The following is a 24,337-nucleotide window of genomic DNA, read 5'->3' as shown; positions in this document are numbered from 1 at the left end:
CTGGGGCAAGTAATCATGCTCAATTGCTTGAGCCAGTGTTACTCACACTGCTCATATATACGTGTTTTACTATCTGTATCAGGCTAAATCTCTAAAAATGCAAAGGGTGTGGGGTAGAGGGGAGAATTTCTACAGCAATTTCCTATATACGACTCATATTTGATTTTTGAAATACACGTAGTAGCGTGTCAAAGCTAAATTGTTGCAATAAATTTTCTTGTGGTGTGGGCATCTTGTCTGCACTGGACGGGCGAGACGCCCATACCACAAGAGTTTGTTAATGCACTATTTTAAGCTTGACACGCCAGTAGGGTGCGTTATGCCTCTGGCTAACGCACGATCCGATAGTTTTGGTGCGTTACGCATATACTTGGATTTTTTTATAATCAAATCGGATTTCTATATATAGTGTCAGTATGCAAGCAAAAATAGATGGTAGCTGGTGTAGCTACCATCTATACCTGCGCTGGTTAAACTGGTCATTTAATTGGCGGGAGTAGAGGGTTTAACCTGATTTCGCATTGTTTCAAAGCTGAAAGCCGCCGCGCCAAAAGTTACTAACAATACTCCTAGAATTTGTACGATATCTAAATTTTCTTGAATGATTAACCCAGCGAAAATCACAGTTAAAACTGGGATGCTACCACCGATGAGGGCTGAACGCGAGGCACCTAATTTACTAATCCCGGCATTGTTGAGCAAATAGCCAGAAAGAGTCAACACACCCAAAATAAATGCACTTAAAACCAGTTCCAGCATTTTTGTGGGGTCAATTAGCAAGTTCCAATTGCTTGGTAAAGGTAACATCAAGCAAATAAAGCTCAACAGCAACATGGTGGCGAAGTTAATTAAAGTAAAAGTCACCGGATGCAGTTTACTAGCACAGACGCGTGTCAGAATTATGTATGCAGCAAAAGCTACGCCAGAAATAATAGCGGCGCTGCTTCCTAGTGAAGTATTACCAATACCAGTACTAGGAGAAGTTCCTAAAACCAATAATTCGCCGCAGCAAATTGCAGCGATCGCTCCTGCACGAAATATGGTGGGGCGATCGCGGAACAAAAACCACGAGAATAAACCGGTAATCATTGGGTAGATAAAGAAAAGTGCGATCGCGATTCCAGTGGGAACTTGAGCGATGGCAATATAAATTAACACTTGAGACAAGAATAAAAAGCACCCACTAACAATTGACAACACCAAAATCTGCTTTGTAGCTGCGTTAGTGGGTGTGGAATTTCCTCGCACTGAATTAACTAAGTTTTCTAAATCTTGCCATAGCCTGGGATGCAGTATAGGAGACAACAGTACCAACAGTGGTACTACGACCATAAATCGCATGGTCAAAATTAAGAAAGTATTGCCCAAAGTCGGTGGTAGTAATCGCTCTACCTCTAGTACGCCGAAAATCTGGGAACCGTCGTGGAAAATCACCTTGATGGCTACGTTGTAAAGCGAGGATATGACTGTGGATAGCACAATCAGTAAAAAACCGATTTGGATCGGGGATAAGCCTGAGGAACTGCGCGATCGCCGTACCGGAGTTTTTGCTTCTTTCGGCGGCTCTAGTGCAGTCACAGGCGTAGGTTTAGCTTTACTCTGTGGAACACTTTTGCGGAGGACAGAAGCTAGTTCGGGAGCGTTAATTTTTAGTGACGGTTGTGTTGATTCCTGCTGTCGTGCTGATGTATTAGTAGGTTCTGATGGAGTTTCGCTTTGGGACAAGTCGTTATTGAGGACAGAAATTGGCTCAGTGGCTTTTTCCTGTGGTGGAGTTTCACTTTGGGACAAGTCTTTGCTGAGGAAAGAAATCGGCTCAGTGACGTTTTCTTGTGGCGGTGGAACTACAGCAGCAGGCTGTGGTGGAGTTTCATTTGGTGGTGGAACTATAACAGCAGGCTGTGGTGGAGTTTCACTTTGAGGCAAGTCGTTGCTGAAAACAGAAATTCGCTCAGTGGTGTTTTCCTTTGGTGGTGGAACTATAACAGCAGGCTGTAGTCGAGTTTCGTTTGACGGTGGAACTATAACAGCAGGCTGTGATGGAGTTTCACTTTGAGACAAGTCGTTCCTGAGAAAAGAACTTGGCTCAGTAAGGTTTTCCTGTGGTGGAGTTTGATTTTGGGAGGAGTCGTTGCTGATGGCTTTGTTTTCAACAGCAGCAGACTGTGATGGAGTTTCGCTTTGGAAAAATGGATTAGGAGTCTTGGAAATTGGCTCAGGGGAATTTTTGACTACTTCACCAAACTGGGGGGGTGTCTCCAAAAAAGTATTTTTTTCTGGCTCCGTCAGTTGCAAAACAGTAGGTGTACCTGTTGTTGGCGCTTTACGTGAAGTTTCTTCTATAGTTTTTTCTAGTTGTCCATGCAAGCGATTAACAAACTCTGTCAAAATCGCTTCCCCTTGCTGTTGTTGGCTGTACATCCGTGACAGCTGTTGGGAAAGATTACTTTGATAATTCTTTAATTCTTGTTGCAGCGAATTAAAAGTGATAGTAACGGTGTCATCAAGACTGTCAAACATGTGTTCGACTTTTTCATTGATTTCACCTACTACATTGCTGCTCACTTCAGCGGACTTTAATGCAGCTTGTTCGTAAGATTTACCTTCTATATTTTGCGTAGCTAAATTTGCCAGAGAAGATTGCAGCTGTGAAGATATATGCTTCGCCAGAACTTCTGCCAGTTGACGAATTAATACTTGCTGCTCAGTAATTTGCCGTACTTGTTGTAAATGCTCTTTTTCTTCTACCAAGCTTTGAATGTCATCAGATAACCGATTTTTTTCTGCCTGAAGCCGCTTGATGTCTTCTTGCAAAGCTCTGAGGACATTCTGCTGGAGATTTTCTAAGTCTTCAACTACAGCCCAGAGAGCATTTTCCGCCGCTCTGGAAAGTTCGCCTCTGATTCGCGGGTTTTCTGGTTGCTTCTCGAATCGCCCCATTAGCTTCTAACCTCTAACGCCTTGACAATAAAGCTGCTTCCCGTAGACTTGATTGGCACTCATACTAATTTCCTGTATTTTGTCAGATAAATTAAAAATTTTAACAGCACTTCCGCATTTCGACGTAATTCTGTCACGCAAGACACAGGGTTTGCAAAGCATCACCCCTTGGTGGGAAATTATAAATCACACTCTGTTCTGATTTCAGGAAGACAGAGATTGAGAAATCTAGCTCGCCCCAAGTCAGCACTCCGGTTTTTTGCCGGTTTCAGATTTGTCTTGAAATTCAAAATTATGATTTGCGTCAGTCCTATATTTATTCTTTTGGTGGCAATATTATTATCAAAGACTTCCAGGTGAGTGCCTGATCGCCACAAATTTCTCTGACTTGCGAAACTAGCTGTAAATTTGTGTGGAATGTAACTTGAGTGACAGTTTACATCTCAAATGGAGATTAAATTATCTTTTTGTGGAAATTCAAGGTTACGCTATCCCCTGGACAACATTCTAATAAATGAGCAGCAATTCTGCAAAAATGCGTTTTTTTGGTATTGTCTAGTGTTCTGGCAAAGCAAACAGCAGGGGGTAGGGAGCAGGGGGAAAGAATTAGAGACTAATCATTTGTATCAGGTATTTTGTGAAATGGTATCAGAGAGTGGCAACCCCCAATCCCTCACTAATTGATTCTGAATTCTGTATTCTGTATTCTTCTAAAAAATTTTTAAAGGAATAGAATCCGAGCGATGCTAAACATGGCAGCGCTGAGGACAGCACTAACAGGGATTGTAATTAGCCACGCGGCGGCAATACCTTGTAGAGTTTTGAACTTAATGGATTTAATATTTTGTACTACTCCAATACCGACAACACCACCAACAAGGGCGTGGGAAGTGGAGACTGGCAAACCTAGGCGGGAGGCAATCAGGATGGTGGTAGCAGTAGCGAGTTCTGCACAAAATCCACTACTAGGTTGCAAGGAAATGATGTTTTCGCCAATGGTAGCGATGACTTTTTTACCCCAGACAGCTAAACCTCCAACAATACCAGCACCACCAAGAATTAAAATCCAGATAGGGATAGTGATACCATCGACAGGTACGCTACCAGTGCGATGGATGTAGACGATCGCAGCTAAAGGAGCGATCGCATTTCCAACATCATTAGAACCATGAGCAAAAGCGACAAAGCAAGCACTCAGCAGCTGGAATCGGGCAAATAAGCGTTCTACGGGACTGGGGAATGGGGACTGGGGACTGGGGACTGGGGACTGGGGACTTAAAATTAGTTCTCCCTCATCTTTCCATCTCCCCGTCCCCCCATCTCCTGTCTGTTTCAATTGTCGCCAACTAATAATTGTCAGTCCAACTGCTGCTACTGCACCAGTTAACAGTGGAATGTCATAAGCGGGTATGTTTAACCCTACTTGCTCAATTAAAAAATTTGTCAGAGGTTGAGTCAGCGAAGGTAATACAATCACACCAAAAACACCTATCAGCAGGCTACTCAACCAGGGAATCCACTCTTGTAACTGCACTATTTGATTTGGTCGATCTAAAATCCAGCGCTTGATTTGACTATAAAATAATGCTGCGATCGCCCCACTAATTACAGGCGTTAAAACCCAGCCAACCGTAATCATGCCAATTGAAGACCAATCAATTGCATCTATTCCCAAAGCTACCCAACTAAATCCAGCGATCGCACCAACAACCGCGTGAGAAGATGACACTGGTAAACCGCGCGATGTGGCAATTTGCAACCAGACACCACAGGAAACTAGCACAGTAGCCATACCAATCACAAGTATTTCGGGTGTAGCGGCAAATAAAGCGGGATTAGCAATTTTTGTTGCTAGAGTTTCCGTTACCTGATGTCCAAACAAGACAGCACCCGTAAACTCTAATACCCCAGCAATTATTAGTGCCTGTTTGAGAGTAACAGCTTTGGAACCTACAGAAGTTCCCATCGCGTTAGCAACATCATTTGCTCCGAGATTCCAGGCGAGGTAGAAGGCTAGTAGGACGACGAGAAGTAGGGTGTAGGGCATATGGGGAGGGGGCAGGGGGGTAGGGGGCAGGGGGGCAGGGGGGCAGGGGAGGCAGGGGAGGCAGGGAGAGATAAGAATGAAACTTTTAAACCTCTGAGCTTCGTCGTTGAATATCTGAGCTTCGTCGCTGAACCTCTGAGCTTCGCCGTTGAATATCTGAGCTTCGTCGCTGAATATCTGAGCTTCGTCGTTGAATATCTGAGCTTCGTCGTTGAATATCTGAGCTTCGTCGCTGAATATCTGAGCTTCGTCGCTGAACCTCTGAGCTTCGTCGTTGAACCTCTGAGCTTCGTCGTTGAACCTCTGAGCTTCGTCGCTGAACCTCTGAGCTTCGTCGTTGAACCTCTGAGCTTTAAAATTCTAGTTTTAACACTCCCTTATCCCCCTTATCTTCCGGTCGGTAAGCGTTCGTCTCGCAGAGAAGCCGAACCGCATCCCCCCTCATCTCGCTTTTACGGATAAATTAAAATTTTATAAGTTTCCGCCGTGGGTGCGATCGCAGCTTCCACGGCTGCTGATAAATCTTTTAATGGATAGCGATCGCTAATCAATGCTTTCACATCAATTCGCTGATTAAATACAATATCAGCTGACAAGTTCTGAAGCCGATAAGATGAGCTATAACTGCCCATTAAGTCAATTTCTCGACGGTAGAGGACATTTGGGTTGATGGGAATTTCCACTTCATCAGGAAATTCAGCAAAAAACAAGATTTTACCGCCTTTGCGGGTACAGTCAAGTGCTTGAAAGAAAGCTTTTTCACTGGGGACAGCCAGCAGGGTAACATCAACACCTAGTCCACCAGTTAAGGCATGAATTTTGGCAGGTAAATCGGCGTCACGAGCATCAAAAGCCGCCTGGGCACCGACATGCAATGCTTTTTCAATTCTAGAGGGTAGTAAATCGGTGGCGATCGCTTTTGCTCCGAAATACTTCACCAACATGATAAACATTAACCCAATTGGTCCTGCACCAGTGACTAACACCGTTTGTCCTGGGGCAATTTGGGCTTTTTTCACTGCTTTCAAACAGCAGTTAGTGGGTTCGACAAAACTTGCTTCTTCAAAACTGATATTGTCAGGGATGGGAATTAACCCACCATTTTGCACAATATGTCCGGGTACTTTGACATAATCAGCGAAACCGCCGCCACTAGCATTAAAGCCTGCGGTAGTGGAAATATTTTTGTAGACATTGCACATAGAAAAATTGTCATTTAGACAGTAAGCGCAATGCATACAAGGGATGTGATGCATCACCGCCACTCGTTGTCCAACTTGCCAACCTTGGACTTGAGATCCTACTGCTGCGATCGTACCAGCGGTTTCATGTCCAAAAATGCGCGGCGGTTCATATAACGGATAACGAATTTTTTTAATATCTGACTGACACAACCCCACAACCCGCACCTGTACTAGTACCTCATCAGGTTCCAGGGTTGGAACTGGGATATCTTCGTAAGACAGTTGATTGACGCCTCTAAATACCTGTGCTTTCACGTTGGTTTTTCCCGCTCAACGATACTAGATGTAACATTAGCAGTCAACGTTAAGCTATTATCTGTCAAATTTACTTTGTATTAACCCAAATCAGTAAACCAAAAATGACAAAAGTACAATTACCTTAACTTCTGACGAATGAGCTTGAGCAAACCTGGCAAGCTCCTGTGTCTACATTTCGAGCAGTAATTACACCCGCAAAAGGAGCAACAATTTGTTTGAATTATTGTAAAACTTTTATCCGCTGCAAGTTTGACTGAGCAGCATTTTTACTCGCAACAAAAGCATTAATATTAGCTTTTTGGGAATTAATAGCTGCAAGAGCAGTATTGATACTTTCTTGGTCTGAACTAACGCGAGCAATTAAAGTATTTACATTAGCTTGAGTTGCATTAAAAATTCAAAATTCACGCATTCAAGACAGTTTCAGACGAAGAGGAGTGCGGTCTTGGGGTCTCCCCAAGAGGAGCAACTCCGGGGGATTTGAGCAACGACTGAAACGGAGCGGAGTCGGAGACACTCCGCCTCCGGGCTACGTGTAGACGTAGGGGTCTTAAACACTTTATTTACGATAAAAAATATCCTAAGTGCTTAGAAAATAGCGCTTACGTCAAAAAGTTCGCAAGCTAACCCTGGTGGAGGAATTGCATATGGTTCATCAGACGTATACGGCTGATGTCTTGGTTGTCGGTGGAGGAACTGGAGGTACTTCGGCTGCTATTCAAGCGGCGCGACGGGGAGCTAAAACGATTCTGGTGAGTGAATTTTCTTGGTTGGGGGGAATGCTGACTTCAGCAGGAGTGTCTGCACCCGATGGCAATGAATTAGAAGCCTTGCAAACGGGGTTATGGGGTGCGTTTTTGCAGGAATTACGACATCGGCAACCAGGGGGATTAGATAATTGTTGGGTAAGCTTTTTTAGTTACGATCCCCGCATTGGGGCAGAGATTTTTGCTGATTGGGTGGGGGAATTGCCAAATCTGCACTGGATTTCTGGACAAGTGCCTTTAGAAGTTTATCGGCAAGGCGATTCTATTACTGGTGTGCGCTTTGCTGATTTTGCTGTCACAGCCAAGATTATTCTCGACGCCACAGAATTAGGAGATTTGTTGGCTTTAGCTGACATACCTTACCGTTGGGGTTGGGAATTGCAATCTGAGTGGGGAGAACCCAGCGCCCCGGTAACGTTTAACTCTTTAACCGAGAGATATCCGGTGCAAGCGCCCACTTATATAGTGATTATGGAAGATTTTGGTGAAGCCGTTGCCCCAGAAATTCCGGCTGCGCCCAACTATAATCCATCCTTATTTGCAGGTGCTTGGGATAACTATGGCGCACAGACATTTTTAAATTATGGACGCTTGCCTGGCGATCGCTTCATGATTAATTGGCCAATCTGTGGCAATGACTACGGCGAAGGGGTAGATCGGCTGATAAAGTCAGACGTAGCCAGAGGTGAATTTATCCAGGAATCACGCTGGCACAGTCAAAATTTTGCCCGTTTTATTCAAAACCAACTTGGTCGTTGTTATGGTTTAGCAAAACAAGTATTTCCTCACACTCAAAAAGCTTTTGCGCTGCACCCCTATTACCGGGAAAGTCGGCGCTTAGTGGGAGTAACTACCGTCCGAGAACAGGATATTTTGCCAGTTGCTGGAGGTAGAGTAGCATCTATATTTAATGATGCAATCGCTGTTGGTAATTACGCCAACGACCATCATTATCCTGGTGTTCAATTTTCACTGCAACCAAAATCTATCCAATGGGGGGGACGCTGGACTGGGACTCCCTTTACAATTCCCTACAGTTGTCTAATTCCAGCCACAACGGATGGTTTGTTGGTTTGTGAAAAGAATATTTCTGTCTCCCACATTGCCAATGGCGCAACCAGATTACAACCAGTGGTTATGGGCATTGGTCAAGCAGCGGGAATGGCAGCGGCGATATGTGTTGAGTTAAACTGCCAGCCAAGGGATTTGCCTGTCAGGGATCTACAAGCGGCTCTACTACAAGACGATCGCGCCAGAGCAATAATCGTACCTTTTTTTAATCTGCCGCCTAATCATTCGGATTGGCTGCATCGCCAACTGTATTACTTAAATAACCCACTAGCCTATCCAGCTAGTGGTGATTGCTCTTGGCCATCCACGGTTCAGTATTCTGAATCTAATGTTGACAAGGTACTAATCCCAGAAAGCAAGTGTTTTCAAGGTATTTTCTACCGCTTGGGTCAGCAAAAATACAGATTCAGTGTCACTGCACCCGACGTATATCAAGGGCAAAATTGGCAGCTTGTGACTTTGCGATCGCATATCAACGAACAATTACACGCTTATCCCGACCAACAATTAATTACAGTGTGGGGTCGTCAGAATCACTACAGTAATTGGTTATTAGTCGAACATTTAAATGGAGGATAAGAAGAGTTTATTTTCAGTAAAACACAATACTTTTTGATGAATTGTCCGGATATTCCTAGAAAAGCTAAGTATCAGTGAAGTGGAGAGTTCCAAAATAGACATCTGCTATGCGTGCTGCCATTTCACTTTTAGTTTCGAGTCTGGTGTTCGGCCCCTTAGCTTCTAACTGCCAAGCAATGGACAATCACTTACCAAGTGGAAATTCTGTAGACGATTCTGCGGCTTTTCCCAAGCTACGCCGGCTTCCGGCAATACCAAGGACAAACAGAACTTTCCAAGACAATCGGCTGCTTTCGATGCCTGCTTGGCAACAGTTGCTCTCGGCGCAATCTGAACAAAATCCAGATGATGCGCCACGTCATCGCGGTAGTGGGCGCAGAGAAGTGATGCAAAAATTCGCCAAAAATTTCTATGCTGTTGTTTAATTACCGTGGAATAATGGCTGTTTTTGCAAAACAATTTACCAGAAAACAAGATGTTGTGCTAACATTTATGTCAATGCTTTTCTGGCAGAAATATATACAGTTAACAACCGAAAATCTTCAGCGATCGCTTAGTATTTCAACTGCAATTTGCTGTATATAGTAGTTGGCATAAAACCTGGAAATCAAAAGGCAAATCAAATCAACTGCCTCGATGGACGGCATCACCAACTCTTCAAAAGCCACACAAGTATTACTCGTATTTCTGGGAAGCTGTGCGTCTCTACCTTCAACTGCTTTAGAAACAGATGTTACTTAGGTTATCAATTAATTTAAAACACATCTAATTCCGACATTTTGCTAATTGGGGAACAACCTTAAGGCAACTTCTCTTTATTCCCAAATAAGTTTTCTCACAGATTGAGTAGCTGGTTACCTACATCAATACATAATTAATCTTCGCCTCATCTGAGCTTGTCTAAGAAATGGGGCATGGAAAAGAGGACAAGGGGACAAGGAGAGAAGTCTGAGCGCTGGCTTTTGGCGATGGCTTCGCCAACGTCTTTGACGAACAGAACTTCGGAGGAAAGGCTTGTTGCAAATTCTCACCTTGTCTGTTTGTCTCCGCATCTCCCCATTCCCCACTCCTTCTCTTCACACGGTTGTTTTCTTGCGATTATCTTCTATTCGCTGGATGCCGTTGAGGAACATGGGCACAAACTTCTGGAAAAACGCTTGTGGATCGCGCTGCCAAGCTTGTTGTGCAGCTTGAATCCTAGTAAATTGCAACTCAGGTGCTAACAAAGTTTGGGGTAAGCGTTCCATCAAGTACTGAGGACGTTCCCAAAGTGGCATGGTATTTGCTACTTCCAGCAAGCTGGCAACTCGCCGCAGTTCGGCCCCCAAGGTGATATCCATTCCCGATTCAAAGGCCGCCTGTTCAATTGCAGTATATTTTCGCTTGGCTTGCTCTATTTTTTGCCGATGTTCTGGACTTTTACGCGCGAGTTCTGCTAACCAACGGTTACCCCAGCGCACATGTCCTGCTTCCTCTGGCAAAATTTTCTCAATTGTTTGCCGGATTTTGATGTTTTCTTCTGTTTGTGGCGCTTGCTTGAGGGCGTAAATGTGGGCGGAAAAATACTCACAGCCACGTTTTTCGGTAATGTTAATTGCTGCTAGGGCGGCAATCATACCATCCTCTAAGTTGCGTTTTGGATCGTAGGCGTCTTTGTCGAGTAGGCGATCGAATTCATCAATATAGGAAGTTCCGGGGGGAGTTCCAACATCGCTTCCTAGATCGATGAGTAAATCAGTCAGCCACATGGCATGACGAGCTTCATCTGAGATGTGATGAGACAAATCCCGCACTAGTTCTTGTGGCTGTCCATTCAGTTGCTCGATTAAGTCTGTCAGGTCTTTACAACTGCGTTGTTCGCTGTAGCGGTAGCGATTCAGGGTAATTAAATGGATCTGGCGATCGCATACCACCCGTTTCAAGATTTCCCTTGCACCCAAAGCATTCTGAAATTTACGTGGGTAGGTAACTGTCATAAAGTTATATAAAGTTTTATAAACCTATATTCGATCCTAACTTAGTTTTTTGTAACTGCCGTATTCCTACTGGATTAATAAAAAAAGGGTAAAAGTTCAAAAAATCAATTACTCAATCTCTACTTAAGTAACAGATATCATATAAATTTTTGTAAACAATGTTATTGCTTTTGAATAATGATTTTGAAAAATAAAATCCCCAAAAGCCTCTACAGCAAAGCTTTTTCTTACATATAAACTCGCATTCAAAATCTAAAATTCTGAAAATCAATTCAAAACAGTATCGTATGTTACAGTTTTTTCTGTTATATTAGTTTTTAGAGAGAAACAGAAAATATATATTCACTACAGAAGCAGGGAGGACTATGGTTATGTCTATCGCAGAAAAATCTCGTGCGTTAATGGTTCGTGAACATCAGCAAGTCAAGAATCGCCAACAATCAATGCTGATGCGTGCTGCACAAGAACTTGGTCTTCCTGAAGAAGCGTCTCACTACTGGAACCCCATTCAAGGGAAGATAGATGCGACGACTCGGATGATTTATGGACGCAGCAACGCCACGATGAGCTAATGGGGAGATGGGAGAGAATTTTACAGCATCCCCAATGCTCCATGAAAAAAAGCCACCCTCTAGGGTGGCAAATTTTAAACTTTTAGTTAGATACGGTACTTAATTAAGCATCGTAATACAGGTAAAACTCATAGGGATGAGGACGCAATTGCAACTGCTTGACTTCGTTAGCCAGTTTGTAATCAATCCAGTTTTGGATAAAGTCTTCTGTGAAGACACCTGATTCTGTCAAGAAAGCATGATCGTTTTCCAGTGCTTCTAACGCCAATTCCAAAGAACCTGGAGTTGAGGGAACCTTTGCTAGTTCTTCTGGAGAGAGTTCATAGATATTCTTATCTAAGGGAGAACCAGGATCTATTTTGTTTTTGATGCCATCGATACCAGCACAAAGCATGGCGGCGAATGCCAAGTAGGGGTTAGAAGTAGCATCTGGACAACGGAATTCTAACCGCTTGGCTTTGGGGTTAGTGCCAGACAAAGGAATACGGATAGAAGCAGAACGGTTCCCTTCAGAGTAAGCCAAGTTAACTGGTGCTTCATAACCAGGCACTAGGCGCTTGTATGAGTTGGTACTAGGGTTGGTAATTGCTAGCAGTGCTGGTGCGTGTTTGAGAAGACCGCCAATGTAGTACAACGCCATGTCACTCAAGCCAGCATACTTATCACCTGCAAACAGAGGTTTGCCATCCTTCCAAATGGACTGGTGACAGTGCATCCCAGAACCGTTATCGCCAAAAATTGGTTTTGGCATGAAGGTGACGGTTTTGCCATGTTTCTTAGCAACGTTCTTGATGACATATTTGTAAATCATCAACCAGTCAGCAGCTTCAATCAATTTCCCAAACCGGAAACCCAGTTCGCACTGACCACCAGTAGCAACTTCGTGGTGATGCTTTTCGATGGGTACACCTAATTGTGCCATTGTCAACAGCATTTCTGTCCGGATATCTTGAAAAGAATCCGTCGGCGAAACTGGGAAGTAACCTTCTTTGAAGCGTGGTTTGTAACCCAAGTTGGGTTTTTCATCTGTACCGAGTTTGCCGGAATTCCAAGCACCTTCTTCGGAGTCTAAGAAGTAGTAGCCTTCGTTGGCAGTTTGGGCAAACCTAGCATTGTCAAAAATGAAGAACTCAGCTTCAGGGCCAAAGAAAGCTGTGTCACCAATACCAGTCGAAACCAGGAAATCTATTGCTTTTTGGGCAATCACCCGTGGACAACGGTTGTACGGTTCACCCGTGCGGGGATCTTTAATACTACAAACTATACTTAGCGTTGGCACTTCCATGAATGGGTCGATCCAAGCAGTGTTGGCATCGAGTACCATCGTCATGTCTGATTCGTTGATCGCTTTCCAACCCCGGATGCTGGAACCGTCAAAAGGTACGCCATCAGTAAATGCGGTCTCGTCGATTTGGTTCTGGTACAGTGTCAGGTGTTGCCAAGTCCCTACTGTATCGATGAATTTGAGATCAATCAGCTGAATTTTTTGGTCTTGGATTAATTTCAAGACTTCTTGTGGGGTTGTCATTGTTACTCCTTCTCTACCAATTTCCTAAAGTAAAACCAGAATCTTCCAAAGCATCCTAACCCTGCTGATCTCAATCAAGCCGTGACACACCTGAAATATCTTAAATACTAGACATTAGGGTATTTTGTAGTTTGTGTTACAGATATCTGGATTACAGGTTATATTAACCTTTCGCCGATCATCTGTACAAAACTGGAAAGTTCATCACATAGGGGTCAACTTTGGCATAGAATCCTTATGTAGTGGATAGTTTGTTTTTGTGCCGAATCTATTTTTAATAGCACAAAAATTTACTGGTGCATAAATGCAGCCAAATAAATATCAAACCATAGATAGCAACGATTGGGAGAAAAAGGAATGCGCGATGCGGTAACAAGTTTAATTAAGAATTATGACGTAGCTGGTCGGTATTTTGACCGGAATGCGCTCGATAGTCTAAAGTCTTACTTCGACAGTGGTACAGCACGAGTACAGGCGGCGGCAGCGATCAACTCTAATGCGGCTGGGCTTGTCAAGCAGGCTGGTTTAAAGTTATATGAAGAACTGCCGGAATTGATTCGTCCTGGTGGAAATTCCTATACAACTCGTCGTTATGCAGCTTGTTTACGGGATTTAGACTATTACTTGCGCTACGCCAGTTATGCGCTGGTTGCTGGCAATACAAATGTGTTAGATGAGCGAGTGTTACAAGGACTGCGAGAAACTTACAATTCTTTAGGAGTACCTATTGGCCCTACAGTTCGCGGTGTCCAAATACTCAAGGATCTAGCTAAGGAACAAGTAGCAGCAGCAGGTGTGGCTAATACTGCTTTTGTAGATGAACCATTCGATCATATTACACGCGAGTTGAGCGAAATTGATATTTAGATTTTAAGGGCGGGCAAGATGCCTACCCTACAATAATTGTGAACAGCGATCGCACTTCGATTTTATGGGGCGATCGCTTTTTTATGAACCCTCAATCTGCTGTTTAAAATTGGCGATCGCGCCTGTGTAAAATAGTTTTGTTAGGTTAAAGCTGTGTTTTTTAAACTACCGTAATATACGTATTTTGCTGTATCTTAATTGTTTTTAGTTGTGTATTCTCGAAGAAGCAAGAAGTTAAAGCGATATCTACGATGGGCTACGCCTACGCAAGTCGCCAATTTGAAGAACTTCAAGTAAATAAAAACAATAGCATAGCTGTTGACTGTCAACAACTATGCTATCGAATACTTTTTATTTGTAAATCCCTTTGGAAATTCAGTTGTTCCTATACTTTAGGAAACCTAAACTAGGGGAATTATCTAGGAGTAAGGTGGCGTCTAGTCCCCCATCCTGGATTGACGATGGCGGCTAAATCTTCTTCTGACAATTTGTTAATCTCAGTCTCTAGTTCTTCAACGGTGAACTCATAGCCACGCTCACGAGCAATTTTGATGAAAGCTTCTGGGTTGGCTGTTGCTTTGAGTTTTTCCTGTAATGCTTGATCTTTTTTTACGGCTTGAAAAAGTCGCGCAGCATTTTGCTGTGTCATGATAGCCTATCTCCTGTTTTAAATATCAGGTTAGAATGCAGTAATTTCACTCCTGCGGCTTCACCTGAATTTTGGAAAGAATTTGTTCCATTTCATGCATATAGGTTTAATCTTAAAACCAAAGAGAAATATGTGTTGATTTTGACAAAAAAATATAACTTTTAGGCTAAAATTTAATATCTTTTTTATAAAATTCAGCCCTTAGACAGTAGCGGTATTTAGCAGAATTTACATAGCTGAAATAGCGGCAGCAACATTTATAGTATAAATGTATTGTCAGGCACAATAAAAATTGCTGATGGCTGGTTACCCGAGAAGAAATTATTAATCGTGCTTTAAGTTTAATCTTACCAGGAGAGTCTAGTTAATTGGCTAAACAACGACTTGACACATTATTAGTAGATTTAAATTTATGTTCTTCTCGCGCTTTGGCACAGAGGTTAATTCAGGCGGGGGAAGTTACTGTTAATCAGCAGGTAGTTGATAAACCTGGTACAGAAGTTGATATTGCGGCTCAAATAAATATTAAAGAGCGATCGCCTTTTGTATCTAGAGGTGGTGAAAAACTCTCCAAAGCTTTGACAGTGTTTGCGATTCCCGTCGTTGGTCGCGTTTGTTTAGATGGTGGAATTTCTACGGGTGGCTTTACAGATTGTTTGTTAAAAGCTGGGGCCAAACTAGTTTACGGTATTGATGTCGGTTACGGACAAGTTGACTGGCTCTTGAGAAATGATTCGCGAGTGATTTTGCGCGAACGCACCAATTTACGACAGCTACGGCCAAATGATTTGTATGGCGAAAATGACCCCATTCCTGATTTGGCGGTGGTGGATGTCTCGTTTATTTCTTTAACTAAAATTCTGCCTGCTTTGTGGGAGTTAACTCAAGCTAGCCGGGAAGCTGTATTGTTAGTCAAGCCACAGTTTGAAGTCGGGAAATCCCGTGTCGGGAAAAAAGGAGTTGTCCGCGATCCTAACGACCAAGCTGACGCCATTTTCCAAGTGTTGCAAGCGGCTCAAGAATTAGGATGGAAATACAAAGGTTTAATTTGGTCGCCGATTACTGGTCCGGCTGGAAATATCGAATTTCTCTTATGGTTGGGAATGGAAAGTGAAACACCACCGCTTGATTTAGAGGCGATTAAGCAAGTAACGCAATCAGCAACAGTTGATTTGCGAAAAACTTGAAGAAGAAGAATTCAGAATAAATTGAAAACCACTAAATCTTGACTGCGGAATGCTGTGCGAAAGATTTAGTGGGGGCTTAAACTCAATACACTTGGGTTAAGGTTTATTGACAAATAAAACTGAATCTTTCAGATGCGATGAATCGCGTCTCTACATGAATTCTTTTGGGCTTAACCTAAGGGTATTGAAATTAAATCTATATATTTACAGCAATTTTCATTTGCATGAAGTACAAAGTTACGGGTTTTGAGGCAGGAGGCAGAAGGCAGGAGGCAGGAGGGAAGAGGTAAACACTGTTTATATTTGATAAATCAGTCCTGAATTTTGTACCTCACTTACTTGCAATCTGCTGTATCAGCGATTAGTACAGAATTCAGTATGAATTTTGACCGGGGGCGGAGCGTCTCCGGCTCCGCTCGTGAATTCTGAATTCTTTGTTACCTAAACGTCGTATATTAGACACTCTACAGAATCTGGATGGCGATCGCAGTAATTTTCCAAAGAGGTTTTGTTTTGCTTTGCTTGATGTTGATGAGATTTTTCAGCTTGCAATTCTTCCACGATATCCCAAGCTACGGCACAATTAGCAGAATCAGTGCCATTTAACTCACAGGCTGTACGAGCATCAGTAATAGCTTCTAAAATCGCTTGCTCAAGATTTGTAGCTACAGCAGCTTGGTTTACGTTTAAGGTTGTTGTCATGTCGCTTTTACCTTATGTTTCCAGAGATATAAATTAACGGCAGAGATTCTAATGACCTTAGAAAGCTCACATTTACAGTTTAGATATGCTTGCTAAAACAAAGTGGTGTAAGCACCGTCATCTTTTTAGCAAACTTGAGTGGGGATTTCCCTGTGGCAATCTTTGCTTGAAAAAGCTACAGCATTTTCTGTTACTTGCAGTCATCAGCAAAGATGGTCATGTCTTCAATCTTGCATCGGGGATCGGAAATTGAGAGCAATTGTCAGAAGAGTTTGATAGAAGTTGATAAATGATTATAAAGGGTAACAAATGAGAAACAATTATTAGTTATTCTCAATATTTTATGCCTAACTCTTGTTGCAAACGATACAGAATTGTATTTTGGTCAACTTGAGAGAGAATTTCTTGAATGACGCTGCTAGCGCCCAACTGTCCCCAAGTGCAGCCTTTTTCCAGATAGACTTGAGCGGCTTTGCCAACGGAGTATGCACCATAACCGGCGATACCAGCTTGGGCGATCGCACTGCCAGCGAAGGCAGTAATATTTGTCGGATTGTCACCGCTGGCGATCGCAGCTGTACTCTTGCCCAAACCCAACAGGAAGCTACTACCTAATTCTCCCAAAAGTAAGCCACCAGAACTCAATAAAATCGTTTTGAGAATTTTCCCTGCTTCATAACTAGTCATTGGTAAACCATACAAGCGTGCCAAAGCGCGAATTAAAGCCAAATCCGCAACAGTTCCGCCAAGAATATCTAAAAAGGCGATGGGATTTAAGGCTACAGCCAAAGCTTTGTATTTGGTAAATTGCCAAATAATGTCTTCGGCTTCTTGTTGGCGTAAGTCGATGGTTTTTTGGGCGATGGACTCTTCTGCGTCCCGTGCTTGGACGAGTGCATTTAAAGCTAAAAGCGATCGGCCTTCTCGATTGAGAATGTTCAAAATTGTCTGCTTGAGTTCGTCCACTTGCGGTGGTGGTGTCTCCCATTCATAACTGACGCGACCATCAGGCCATTCAACCCGGACTTCCATTGGTGCTGGTTCCGCCGCCACCATGACAATTTCATCGGGTAGTAGAGGCTTTGCTTGAGAATTTCCTGCACCCAGTTGTTGCAAATTTTCGTAAATGGCGGACTTGTCTGTATCTGGGTAGAGGTCGATTTTGTTAAACACCAAAATCAAAGGTTTTTGCGATCGCCTCAATTCCAGCAATGCTTGATACTCAGTGCGTGTGATATCACCAGACACGACAAACAAAATTAAATCGGCTTGACGCACTACTTCTCGTGCCATGTCTGCCCGTGACTCACCCTCAATTTCATCTAATCCTGGTGTATCAATTAACTCTACTAATACTTTATTACCTGGCTGCCAACGTACCGAACGAGGCCATTGGGTGACACCATTGAGGGGGCCAGTTTGTAGAATCTTGTCTCCCAGCAAAGCATTTAAAACTGCTGACTTCCCACGACTCACCAAACCAAAGGCAGCAATTCTAATCACATTAGAATCGAGTTTATTGAGTGTGGAGTTGAGAGTTTCTAATTCTGGTTTCAGTAAACCTATCAATTCTGGGTTAGATGAAAGCTGTCCTGATTTACGAAGATATCCATACCAAGACAGCGCCTGTCTGAGACTGGCGCGGGCACGGTTTAAGTGAGTTTCTTGCAGATTACGCGAACTCGACATACTATCAATACTTTCAGCCTTCACTCTCGGAAAAATGCTCTTTTAATGCTCAATTACCCTACTTTTAGCTTTTGAACATGGTTTTTTGATATATTTTCATACTCAGCATTCATGCTCAACTAATGCTTACCCTTCCAGCGAAGGAAGAGAGTAAAAGGCTATATCTATCCTAATATCTCTAAAGTTCTTAGAGTAACACTCCAACAGCTACAGATTAGTTAATTAGTATAAAAATACTACTAAGTTTGCTGCACAAGCAATTTAAGGATTCCGAAATCGAGATTTAATTTTTAGTTACATGATGCGAGAAACTGATCTCACAAGATTTTGTGTTTATGGGAATACTAAATCTGGCGTATAAGATTTGGCATTATTATGATTAATATTCCCGGATATAGCCTGAGCGAAAAGCTCTACAAAGGTTCCAGAACCTTAGTTTATCGGGCTGTTCGAGAGATTGATTCATTACCAGTGGTCATTAAGCTACTGAAGAATCCTTATCCCAGCTTTAGCGAACTAGTACAATTTTGCAATCAATATACCATCGCCAAAAATCTCAACTATCCTGGAATCATCCAAACCTATAGCCTCGAACCCTACCACAATGGCTATACGTTAGTGATGGAAGACTTTGGGGGAATTTCCCTTAAGGATTATTTCGGCAACAATAATGTGGTGTCTTTAGATGAATTTTTACAGATTGCGATCGCTCTGTGCAATACCTTAGATATACTCTACCGCGATCGCATTATTCATAAAGATATTAAACCCAGCAATATATTAATTAATCCTGCAACCAAACAAGTTAAATTAATTGACTTTAGCATTGCATCACTACTACCAAGAGAAACTCAAACTCTTGTCAATCCCAATGTTTTAGAAGGAACACTGAGTTATATCTCTCCAGAACAAACTGGCAGAATGAATCGGGGGATTGATTATCGAACCGATTTTTATTCTTTGGGTGTAACTTTCTACGAATTGCTCACAGGAGAATTACCATTTACATCAAATGATGCAATGGAATTGTTGCATTGTCATATTGCAAAAATGCCGACTGCATTAGGGAATAGGAAAGAGATTCCACAGGTAATTTTAGATATTGTCATGAAATTGATGGCGAAGAATGCTGAAGATAGATATCAAAGTGCTTTGGGGCTGAGGTTTGATTTAGAGAATTGTTTATATCAACTCAAAGAAACTGGTGAAATTCAGAGTTTTGAAATTGGGCGAAGGGATGTGTGCGATCGCTTTCTTATTCCTGATAAACTCTATGGTAGAGAAACCGAAATCTCAACCCTCCTCCAAGCATTTGATAGAGTGAGCCTTGGTGCAACAGAAATGATGCTGGTAGCTGGGTTTTCTGGCATTGGTAAAACTGCGGTTGTCAACGAAGTTCATAAACCAATTGTTCGCCAACGTGGTTATTTTATCAAAGGCAAATATGACCAATTTAAACGAAATATTCCTTTCAGTGCTTTTGTGCAAGCATTCCGGGATTTAATGGGACAATTGTTAACCGAAAGTGATGCACAGATTCAGCAGTGGAAAAACAAAATATTATCAGCAGTTGGAGAAAATGGACAGGTAATCATTGAAGTCATCCCGGAACTAGAAATAATTATTGGTCAACAACCACCTGCCATAGAATTATCAGGAACAGCGGCACAAAATAGATTTAATTTATTGTTTCAAAAATTCACCCAAGTCTTTACCAGTGCTGAACATCCCTTAGTGATATTTTTAGATGATTTGCAATGGGCAGATTCGGCATCACTAAAGTTAATGCAGCTGTTAATGACTGATGCAGGTCATCTTTTGATCGTTGGTGCGTACCGTGATAACGAAATCCACACAGCACATCCATTAACGTTGACTTTGAGTGAAATTGCCAAATCACAAGCAACGATTAATACGATTACTTTAGCACCACTGAATCAAGTCACAGTGAATCAGTTAGTTGCTGACACACTGAAATGTACAGAAAATTTGGCATGGACTCTTTCTGTATTAATTTATCAAAAAACCAAAGGTAATCCGTTTTTTGTAACCCAATTTATCAAAGCATTGCATCAAGAAAATCTCATTAAATTTAATATTGAGTTAAATTGTTGGCAATTTGATATTGCACAAGTGACAACTCAAGCGGTTACAGATGACGTTGTTGCCTTTATGGCATTTCAATTACAAAAACTGCCGTTATCAACTCAAGAGGCGTTGCAGTTAGCTGCTTGTATTGGCAATCAGTTTGATTTAAAAACTTTGGCAATTGTTTCGGAACAATCAGAAATTGAGATAGCTGCTACTTTGTGGAAAGCATTACAAGAAGGGTTAATTTTACCGATTGGTGATGTTTACAAATTCTATGTCGGGCAAGAAATTGAAGCAGTTACTCAAGAAAATCAACAGACTATTACATACAAATTTATACATGACCGAGTACAACAAGCTGCCTATTCTCTGATTCCCGACGATCGGAAAACAGCAATCCATTTGCAAATTGGTCAACTGCTACTCAACAATACCTCAGAGATAGAACAAGAGGAAAAACTATTTGATATTGTCAATCACCTGAATATGGGATCGATATTAATCATTCAGTCAGCAGAACAAGAGCAAATTGCTCGGTTAAACTTACTAGCGGCTAAAAAAGCCAGAACTGCAACCGCCTATGAAGCAGCCGTGACGTATGCAACTAAGGGAATCAAATTGCTCAACCCTGATTGTTGGCAGAGTCAGTATGAATTGGCACTGGAGCTACATGAATTAGCAGCCGAAAATGCCTTTCTGTCGAGAGATTTTGCACAAATCGATCGCTGGGTGGAAACAGTATTGCATCAAACCAAGACACTCCTCGATCGGGTGAAAATCTATGAAATTAAGATCCAAGCTTACATATCGCAGCACCAGTTATTAGATGCGATCGCTTTGGGAAAACAGGTACTGAGTCAATTTGGCGTTCAGTTTCCCGATCAACCAACTCAGCAGGATATCAACGAGGCATTTCAGTATACTACTGACCAGTTTAACAGCAGAGCGATCGCAGAGTTGTTGAACCTACCCCCAATGACAGCAACACAAAGCTTGGCAACGATCAGAATTGTTGGTTGTATTGCTGCACCTACTTACATCACAACTCCTACTCTATACCCGTTACTGATTCTGTCTCAGGTAAATGCCTCAATTCAGCATGGTAATGCACCATTATCTGCGTTCTTTTATGCCAGCTATGGTCTACTGTTAAATGGCATCTTAGAAGATATGAAAGCTGCCAATCGTGCTGGTACATTAGCATTAGGGCTATTGGAAAAATTCAACGCTAGGGAAGTTCAATCTAGAACCTGTGTGCTTGTAGGAGCGCTCATCCTACATGGAACTACTCACCTGCGAGCATCACTGCCAGTTTTGCGGGACAGCTACCAAATAGGGTTAGATACCGGCGATTTTGAGTTTGGCGGTTACAGCGGATTTCATACTTGCCACTATTCCTACTTCAGCGCTCAGGAACTGGGGACTTTGGAGCTAGAGATTCAAGCATATAGCAACGTGCTGGGCAACCTCAAGCAAGTGATGATGTTTAACTACTGCCAAATGTTACGACAAGTGGTTTTGAATCTGTTGGGCAGAGCTAAAAATTCTGATGTTTTGATGGGGGATGTTTGCGACGAAGGGCAATTCCTCTCTCAGTTACTGGCAGCAAATGACCACATGGGGCTTCAGTTCTTCTATCTCCATAAACTGATTCTGGGTTATCTGTTCGGGGATCGAGATCGACATCTATTAGAAATTGCCGCTAATGGTAGACAGTATTTAGGAGGAGCTGCTGGTTTTATTACAGTGCCAATATTTTATTTCTATGATTCTCTGACAGTATTAGCAGCAGCCAGCGATCGCTTGCAACAGGTGGTGGCAAATCAAGCTAAATTGCAAAAGTGGGCAGAACACGCACCGATGAACTATTTGCACAAGTGGTATTTGGTAGAAGCAGAACGATGCCGAGTATTAGGAAACAAGATGGAGGCAATCGATCGCTACGATCGCGCCATTGCTTTGGCTAAAGAACACGGTTATATCCAAGAACAAGCACTTAGCAACGAGCTGGCCGCTGAATTTTACCTCAACTGGGGTAGAGAACGCATCGCTGGCGAATATATGACCGAAGCCTACTACGGCTATGCTTGCTGGGGTGCTAAAGCCAAAGTCGCCGACTTGGAAAGACGCTATCCGCAACTCCTCGCCCCCATCTTGGGGCAAACACGTTCTCCCCTTTCCACTCACGAAACTATCTTCGCCTTGGAAACTGTTACCCCCACCAGTTCCGCCACATCCAGCAGTAGCACTGTTTCTATGGCTTTAGATTTAGTTGCAATTCTCAAAGCATCCCAAACTATCTCAAGCGAAATCGAATTTGAAAAACTGCTTTCATCATTGCTGTCTATCGTCATTGAAAATGCCGGAGCTGATAAGTGCGTGTTAATGCTTATGGAGTCAGATCAATTACTGATTCGGGCATTAGCGAAGTTGGATTTACAAAACAATGGAAATACCAAAGTTGATTTTTCTGCTAGATTGCTCAAATCAGAGCCTGTTGAAGCATCTATCGATGTGCCAGTTGGCTTAGTTAATACTGTCAAACGTAGCTTACAACCAGCAGTGATTATTGATGCTGGTGTATATCCGCAATTAATTCATGATGCCTACATTCAGCAACACCAGCCCAAGAGTATCTTGTGCAGCCCGATTTTACATCAAGGGAAGTTGCTGGGGGTTTTGTACCTAGAAAACCATTTAGCGACGGGAGCGTTCACAAGCGATCGCGTTGAACTACTAAATCTCCTCTGCGCTCAAGCCGCCATTTCTTTGGAAAATGCCCGACTGTATGAGCGATCGCTACAGTATTCTCAACAGCTAGAGCGATCGCTTGATGATTTGAACACCGCACAGTCTGGCTTGCAAACATCCCAGCAACGGCTCCAGTTATTGGTTCAGCAAACTCCACTAGCAGTGATAGAGTGGAATACCAATTATCAGGTTACTGACTGGAACCCAGCGGCAGAAAGAATCTTTGGCTACACCAAACAAGAGGCTTTGGGTTGTGACTTTAAATTCATCATTCCTCAAAAGATTCAAGCCGAAATGGAGCAAGTCAGCGTCGAAATTATATCGCAGCAGGGCGGCAATTACAGTATCAATGAAAATGTCACAAAGGATGGCAAAATTATTATTTGTGCTTGGTATAACAATCCTCTTGTGAGTGCAGATGGCGAGTTAATTGGGGTTGCGTCGCTGGCAGATGATATTACCGAACAGCAAGTTGCGCTACGCGAACGCAAACTAGCCGAAGTTCAACTTCAACAAAAAGCACAAGAGCTAGAAACTGTTTTACAAAATCTGCAACAAGCACAATTAAAAATGATCCAAAGCGAAAAAATGTCTGCTTTGGGTAACTTAGTTGCTGGTGTAGCTCACGAAATGAATAATCCTTTGGGTTTTATTGCTGCCAGTATTAAACAAGCTAAACCCACCATCGCTGATATTTTTGAACACCTGAAATTCTATCAAGAAACTTTCCCCAACAAAAGCGAGAAAATTCTCGATCATGCGGAAGAGATTGACTTGGAATATAGTTTAGAAGACCTCCCAAAAATACTTGATTCCATGACAATAGCGTGCGAAAGATTGAAAAATATCAGCACCAGTCTTCGCACGTTTTCTCGTGCCGATCGAGATTACAAAGTGCCATTTTATATCCATGAAGGAATTGACAGTACAGTTTTAATTCTCAAACATCGCCTCAAAGCTAGCGAACAACGCCCAGCAATTGAAGTTATCACTGAATATGGCAATTTACCACAAATTGAATGTTTTCCTGGTCAATTAAATCAGGTATTCATGAATATTTTGGCTAATGCCATTGACGCCTTAGAGGAATCAAACAACGGACGCAGCTTTGAAGAGATTAAAGCCAATCCCAACCGAATCAAAATTACCACTTCTCTAGAAATAAACTGTGTAAAAATTTTCATTGCTGATAATGGTAAGGGAATGAGTGAATCAGTTAAGCAGAAAATATTTGACCATCTATTTACTACGAAAGCAGTTGATAAAGGTACAGGCTTGGGGTTGGCGATCGCCCACCAAATTATAGTAGAAAAACACGGTGGTTCCCTCGAATGCAACTCTTCTCCCGGACAAGGTACAGAATTTGCAATCTCAATTCCAATTCGGTAGTAAGGAGAGAAATTATCCGAAAAGCAAATC

The 24,337-nt window shown here is 42.5% G+C and carries 16 protein-coding genes; 7 read left to right on the top strand and 9 right to left on the bottom strand.

Going from position 1 to position 24,337, the window contains the following annotated elements:
- Positions 1–483 precede the first annotated feature (483 nt).
- The gene (locus tag ACM0OY_RS12460) at positions 484–2,940 is read right to left on the bottom strand and encodes an EamA family transporter (protein ID WP_414569162.1); all 2,457 of its coding nucleotides are present in this window, start codon (positions 2,938–2,940) and stop codon (positions 484–486) included.
- A gap of 721 nt (positions 2,941–3,661) precedes the next feature.
- Complete coding sequence (locus ACM0OY_RS12455) at positions 3,662–4,987, bottom strand: inorganic phosphate transporter (protein WP_414569161.1); 1,326 nt, start codon at positions 4,985–4,987, stop codon at positions 3,662–3,664.
- Here ACM0OY_RS12455 and ACM0OY_RS12450 point away from each other — a divergent pair, their 5' ends adjacent.
- Positions 4,988–5,449 (top strand): hypothetical protein, encoded by a 462-nt coding sequence (locus ACM0OY_RS12450; protein ID WP_414569160.1) that lies wholly within the window; start codon positions 4,988–4,990, stop codon positions 5,447–5,449. It abuts the gene before it with no gap.
- Here the strand turns inward: ACM0OY_RS12450 and ACM0OY_RS12445 are convergent.
- The gene (locus ACM0OY_RS12445; protein ID WP_414569159.1) at positions 5,440–6,486 is read right to left on the bottom strand and encodes a zinc-dependent dehydrogenase; all 1,047 of its coding nucleotides are present in this window, start codon (positions 6,484–6,486) and stop codon (positions 5,440–5,442) included. The genes ACM0OY_RS12450 and ACM0OY_RS12445 overlap by 10 nt on opposite strands.
- 650 nt (positions 6,487–7,136) lie before the next feature.
- Here ACM0OY_RS12445 and ACM0OY_RS12440 point away from each other — a divergent pair.
- Both ACM0OY_RS12440 and patX read left to right on the top strand, forming a co-directional pair.
- On the top strand, positions 7,137–8,906 hold the full coding sequence (locus tag ACM0OY_RS12440; RefSeq protein ID WP_414569158.1) for an FAD-dependent oxidoreductase: 1,770 nt from the start codon (positions 7,137–7,139) through the stop codon (positions 8,904–8,906).
- Positions 8,907–9,013: 107 nt separating this feature from the next.
- Positions 9,014–9,331 (top strand): heterocyst-inhibiting protein PatX, encoded by a 318-nt coding sequence (patX, locus tag ACM0OY_RS12435; protein WP_414569157.1) that lies wholly within the window; start codon positions 9,014–9,016, stop codon positions 9,329–9,331.
- Positions 9,332–9,448: 117 nt separating this feature from the next.
- Here the strand turns inward: patX and ACM0OY_RS12430 are convergent, their stop codons facing one another.
- Positions 9,449–9,574 (bottom strand): hypothetical protein, encoded by a 126-nt coding sequence (locus ACM0OY_RS12430; protein ID WP_414569156.1) that lies wholly within the window; start codon positions 9,572–9,574, stop codon positions 9,449–9,451.
- A gap of 408 nt (positions 9,575–9,982) precedes the next feature.
- Positions 9,983–10,882 (bottom strand): ferritin-like domain-containing protein, encoded by a 900-nt coding sequence (locus ACM0OY_RS12425; protein WP_414569155.1) that lies wholly within the window; start codon positions 10,880–10,882, stop codon positions 9,983–9,985.
- Between the two features lie 371 nt (positions 10,883–11,253).
- Between ACM0OY_RS12425 and ACM0OY_RS12420 the strand changes: the two genes are divergently transcribed.
- Complete coding sequence (locus tag ACM0OY_RS12420) at positions 11,254–11,454, top strand: hypothetical protein (RefSeq protein ID WP_073638537.1); 201 nt, start codon at positions 11,254–11,256, stop codon at positions 11,452–11,454.
- Between the two features lie 103 nt (positions 11,455–11,557).
- On the opposite strand, the gene glnA is transcribed toward ACM0OY_RS12420, so the two are convergent.
- On the bottom strand, positions 11,558–12,982 hold the full coding sequence (gene glnA, locus ACM0OY_RS12415; protein WP_414569154.1) for a type I glutamate--ammonia ligase: 1,425 nt from the start codon (positions 12,980–12,982) through the stop codon (positions 11,558–11,560).
- 357 nt (positions 12,983–13,339) lie between these two features.
- Between glnA and apcB the strand changes: the two genes are divergently transcribed.
- Positions 13,340–13,849 (top strand): allophycocyanin subunit beta, encoded by a 510-nt coding sequence (apcB, locus tag ACM0OY_RS12410; protein WP_190877006.1) that lies wholly within the window; start codon positions 13,340–13,342, stop codon positions 13,847–13,849.
- Positions 13,850–14,264: 415 nt separating this feature from the next.
- On the opposite strand, the gene ACM0OY_RS12405 is transcribed toward apcB, so the two are convergent.
- Positions 14,265–14,498, bottom strand: a complete 234-nt coding sequence (locus tag ACM0OY_RS12405; protein ID WP_414569153.1) for a Nif11-like leader peptide family natural product precursor — start codon at positions 14,496–14,498, stop codon at positions 14,265–14,267.
- A 368-nt stretch (positions 14,499–14,866) separates the two neighbouring features.
- Here ACM0OY_RS12405 and ACM0OY_RS12400 point away from each other — a divergent pair, with 368 nt between their 5' ends.
- Positions 14,867–15,685 (top strand): TlyA family RNA methyltransferase, encoded by an 819-nt coding sequence (locus tag ACM0OY_RS12400; protein WP_414569152.1) that lies wholly within the window; start codon positions 14,867–14,869, stop codon positions 15,683–15,685.
- A 441-nt stretch (positions 15,686–16,126) separates the two neighbouring features.
- On the opposite strand, the gene ACM0OY_RS12395 is transcribed toward ACM0OY_RS12400, so the two are convergent.
- Together ACM0OY_RS12395 and ACM0OY_RS12390 are read right to left on the bottom strand one after the other, a co-directional pair.
- The gene (locus ACM0OY_RS12395; RefSeq protein ID WP_414569151.1) at positions 16,127–16,387 is read right to left on the bottom strand and encodes a Calvin cycle protein CP12; all 261 of its coding nucleotides are present in this window, start codon (positions 16,385–16,387) and stop codon (positions 16,127–16,129) included.
- Positions 16,388–16,720: 333 nt separating this feature from the next.
- Positions 16,721–18,076, bottom strand: a complete 1,356-nt coding sequence (locus tag ACM0OY_RS12390) for a DUF697 domain-containing protein (RefSeq protein WP_414569150.1) — start codon at positions 18,074–18,076, stop codon at positions 16,721–16,723.
- A gap of 375 nt (positions 18,077–18,451) precedes the next feature.
- Here ACM0OY_RS12390 and ACM0OY_RS12385 point away from each other — a divergent pair, with 375 nt between their 5' ends.
- Complete coding sequence (locus ACM0OY_RS12385; protein WP_414569149.1) at positions 18,452–24,307, top strand: AAA family ATPase; 5,856 nt, start codon at positions 18,452–18,454, stop codon at positions 24,305–24,307.
- The last annotated feature ends 30 nt before the right edge of the window (positions 24,308–24,337 follow it).

The sequence above is a fragment of the Nostoc sp. CCY 9925 genome (assembly GCF_963920935.1).
Taxonomy (GTDB): Bacteria; Cyanobacteriota; Cyanobacteriia; order Cyanobacteriales; family Nostocaceae; genus Nostoc.
This window is presented reverse-complemented; position numbering and strand designations above follow the sequence as displayed.

What these genes read in the sequence shown, in the direction of transcription:
- ACM0OY_RS12460 (WP_414569162.1), bottom strand. Translation starts at nt 2,940, where the DNA reads ATGGGGCGATTCGAGAAGCAACCAGAAAACCCGCGAATCAGAGGCGAA.
- ACM0OY_RS12455 (WP_414569161.1), bottom strand. Translation starts at nt 4,987, where the DNA reads ATGCCCTACACCCTACTTCTCGTCGTCCTACTAGCCTTCTACCTCGCC.
- ACM0OY_RS12450 (WP_414569160.1), top strand. Translation starts at nt 4,988, where the DNA reads ATGGGGAGGGGGCAGGGGGGTAGGGGGCAGGGGGGCAGGGGGGCAGGG.
- ACM0OY_RS12440 (WP_414569158.1), top strand. Translation starts at nt 7,137, where the DNA reads ATGGTTCATCAGACGTATACGGCTGATGTCTTGGTTGTCGGTGGAGGA.
- patX (WP_414569157.1), top strand. Translation starts at nt 9,014, where the DNA reads ATGCGTGCTGCCATTTCACTTTTAGTTTCGAGTCTGGTGTTCGGCCCC.
- ACM0OY_RS12425 (WP_414569155.1), bottom strand. Translation starts at nt 10,882, where the DNA reads ATGACAGTTACCTACCCACGTAAATTTCAGAATGCTTTGGGTGCAAGG.
- ACM0OY_RS12420 (WP_073638537.1), top strand. Translation starts at nt 11,254, where the DNA reads ATGTCTATCGCAGAAAAATCTCGTGCGTTAATGGTTCGTGAACATCAG.
- glnA (WP_414569154.1), bottom strand. Translation starts at nt 12,982, where the DNA reads ATGACAACCCCACAAGAAGTCTTGAAATTAATCCAAGACCAAAAAATT.
- apcB (WP_190877006.1), top strand. Translation starts at nt 13,340, where the DNA reads ATGCGCGATGCGGTAACAAGTTTAATTAAGAATTATGACGTAGCTGGT.
- ACM0OY_RS12405 (WP_414569153.1), bottom strand. Translation starts at nt 14,498, where the DNA reads ATGACACAGCAAAATGCTGCGCGACTTTTTCAAGCCGTAAAAAAAGAT.
- ACM0OY_RS12395 (WP_414569151.1), bottom strand. Translation starts at nt 16,387, where the DNA reads ATGACAACAACCTTAAACGTAAACCAAGCTGCTGTAGCTACAAATCTT.
- ACM0OY_RS12390 (WP_414569150.1), bottom strand. Translation starts at nt 18,076, where the DNA reads ATGTCGAGTTCGCGTAATCTGCAAGAAACTCACTTAAACCGTGCCCGC.
- ACM0OY_RS12385 (WP_414569149.1), top strand. Translation starts at nt 18,452, where the DNA reads ATGATTAATATTCCCGGATATAGCCTGAGCGAAAAGCTCTACAAAGGT.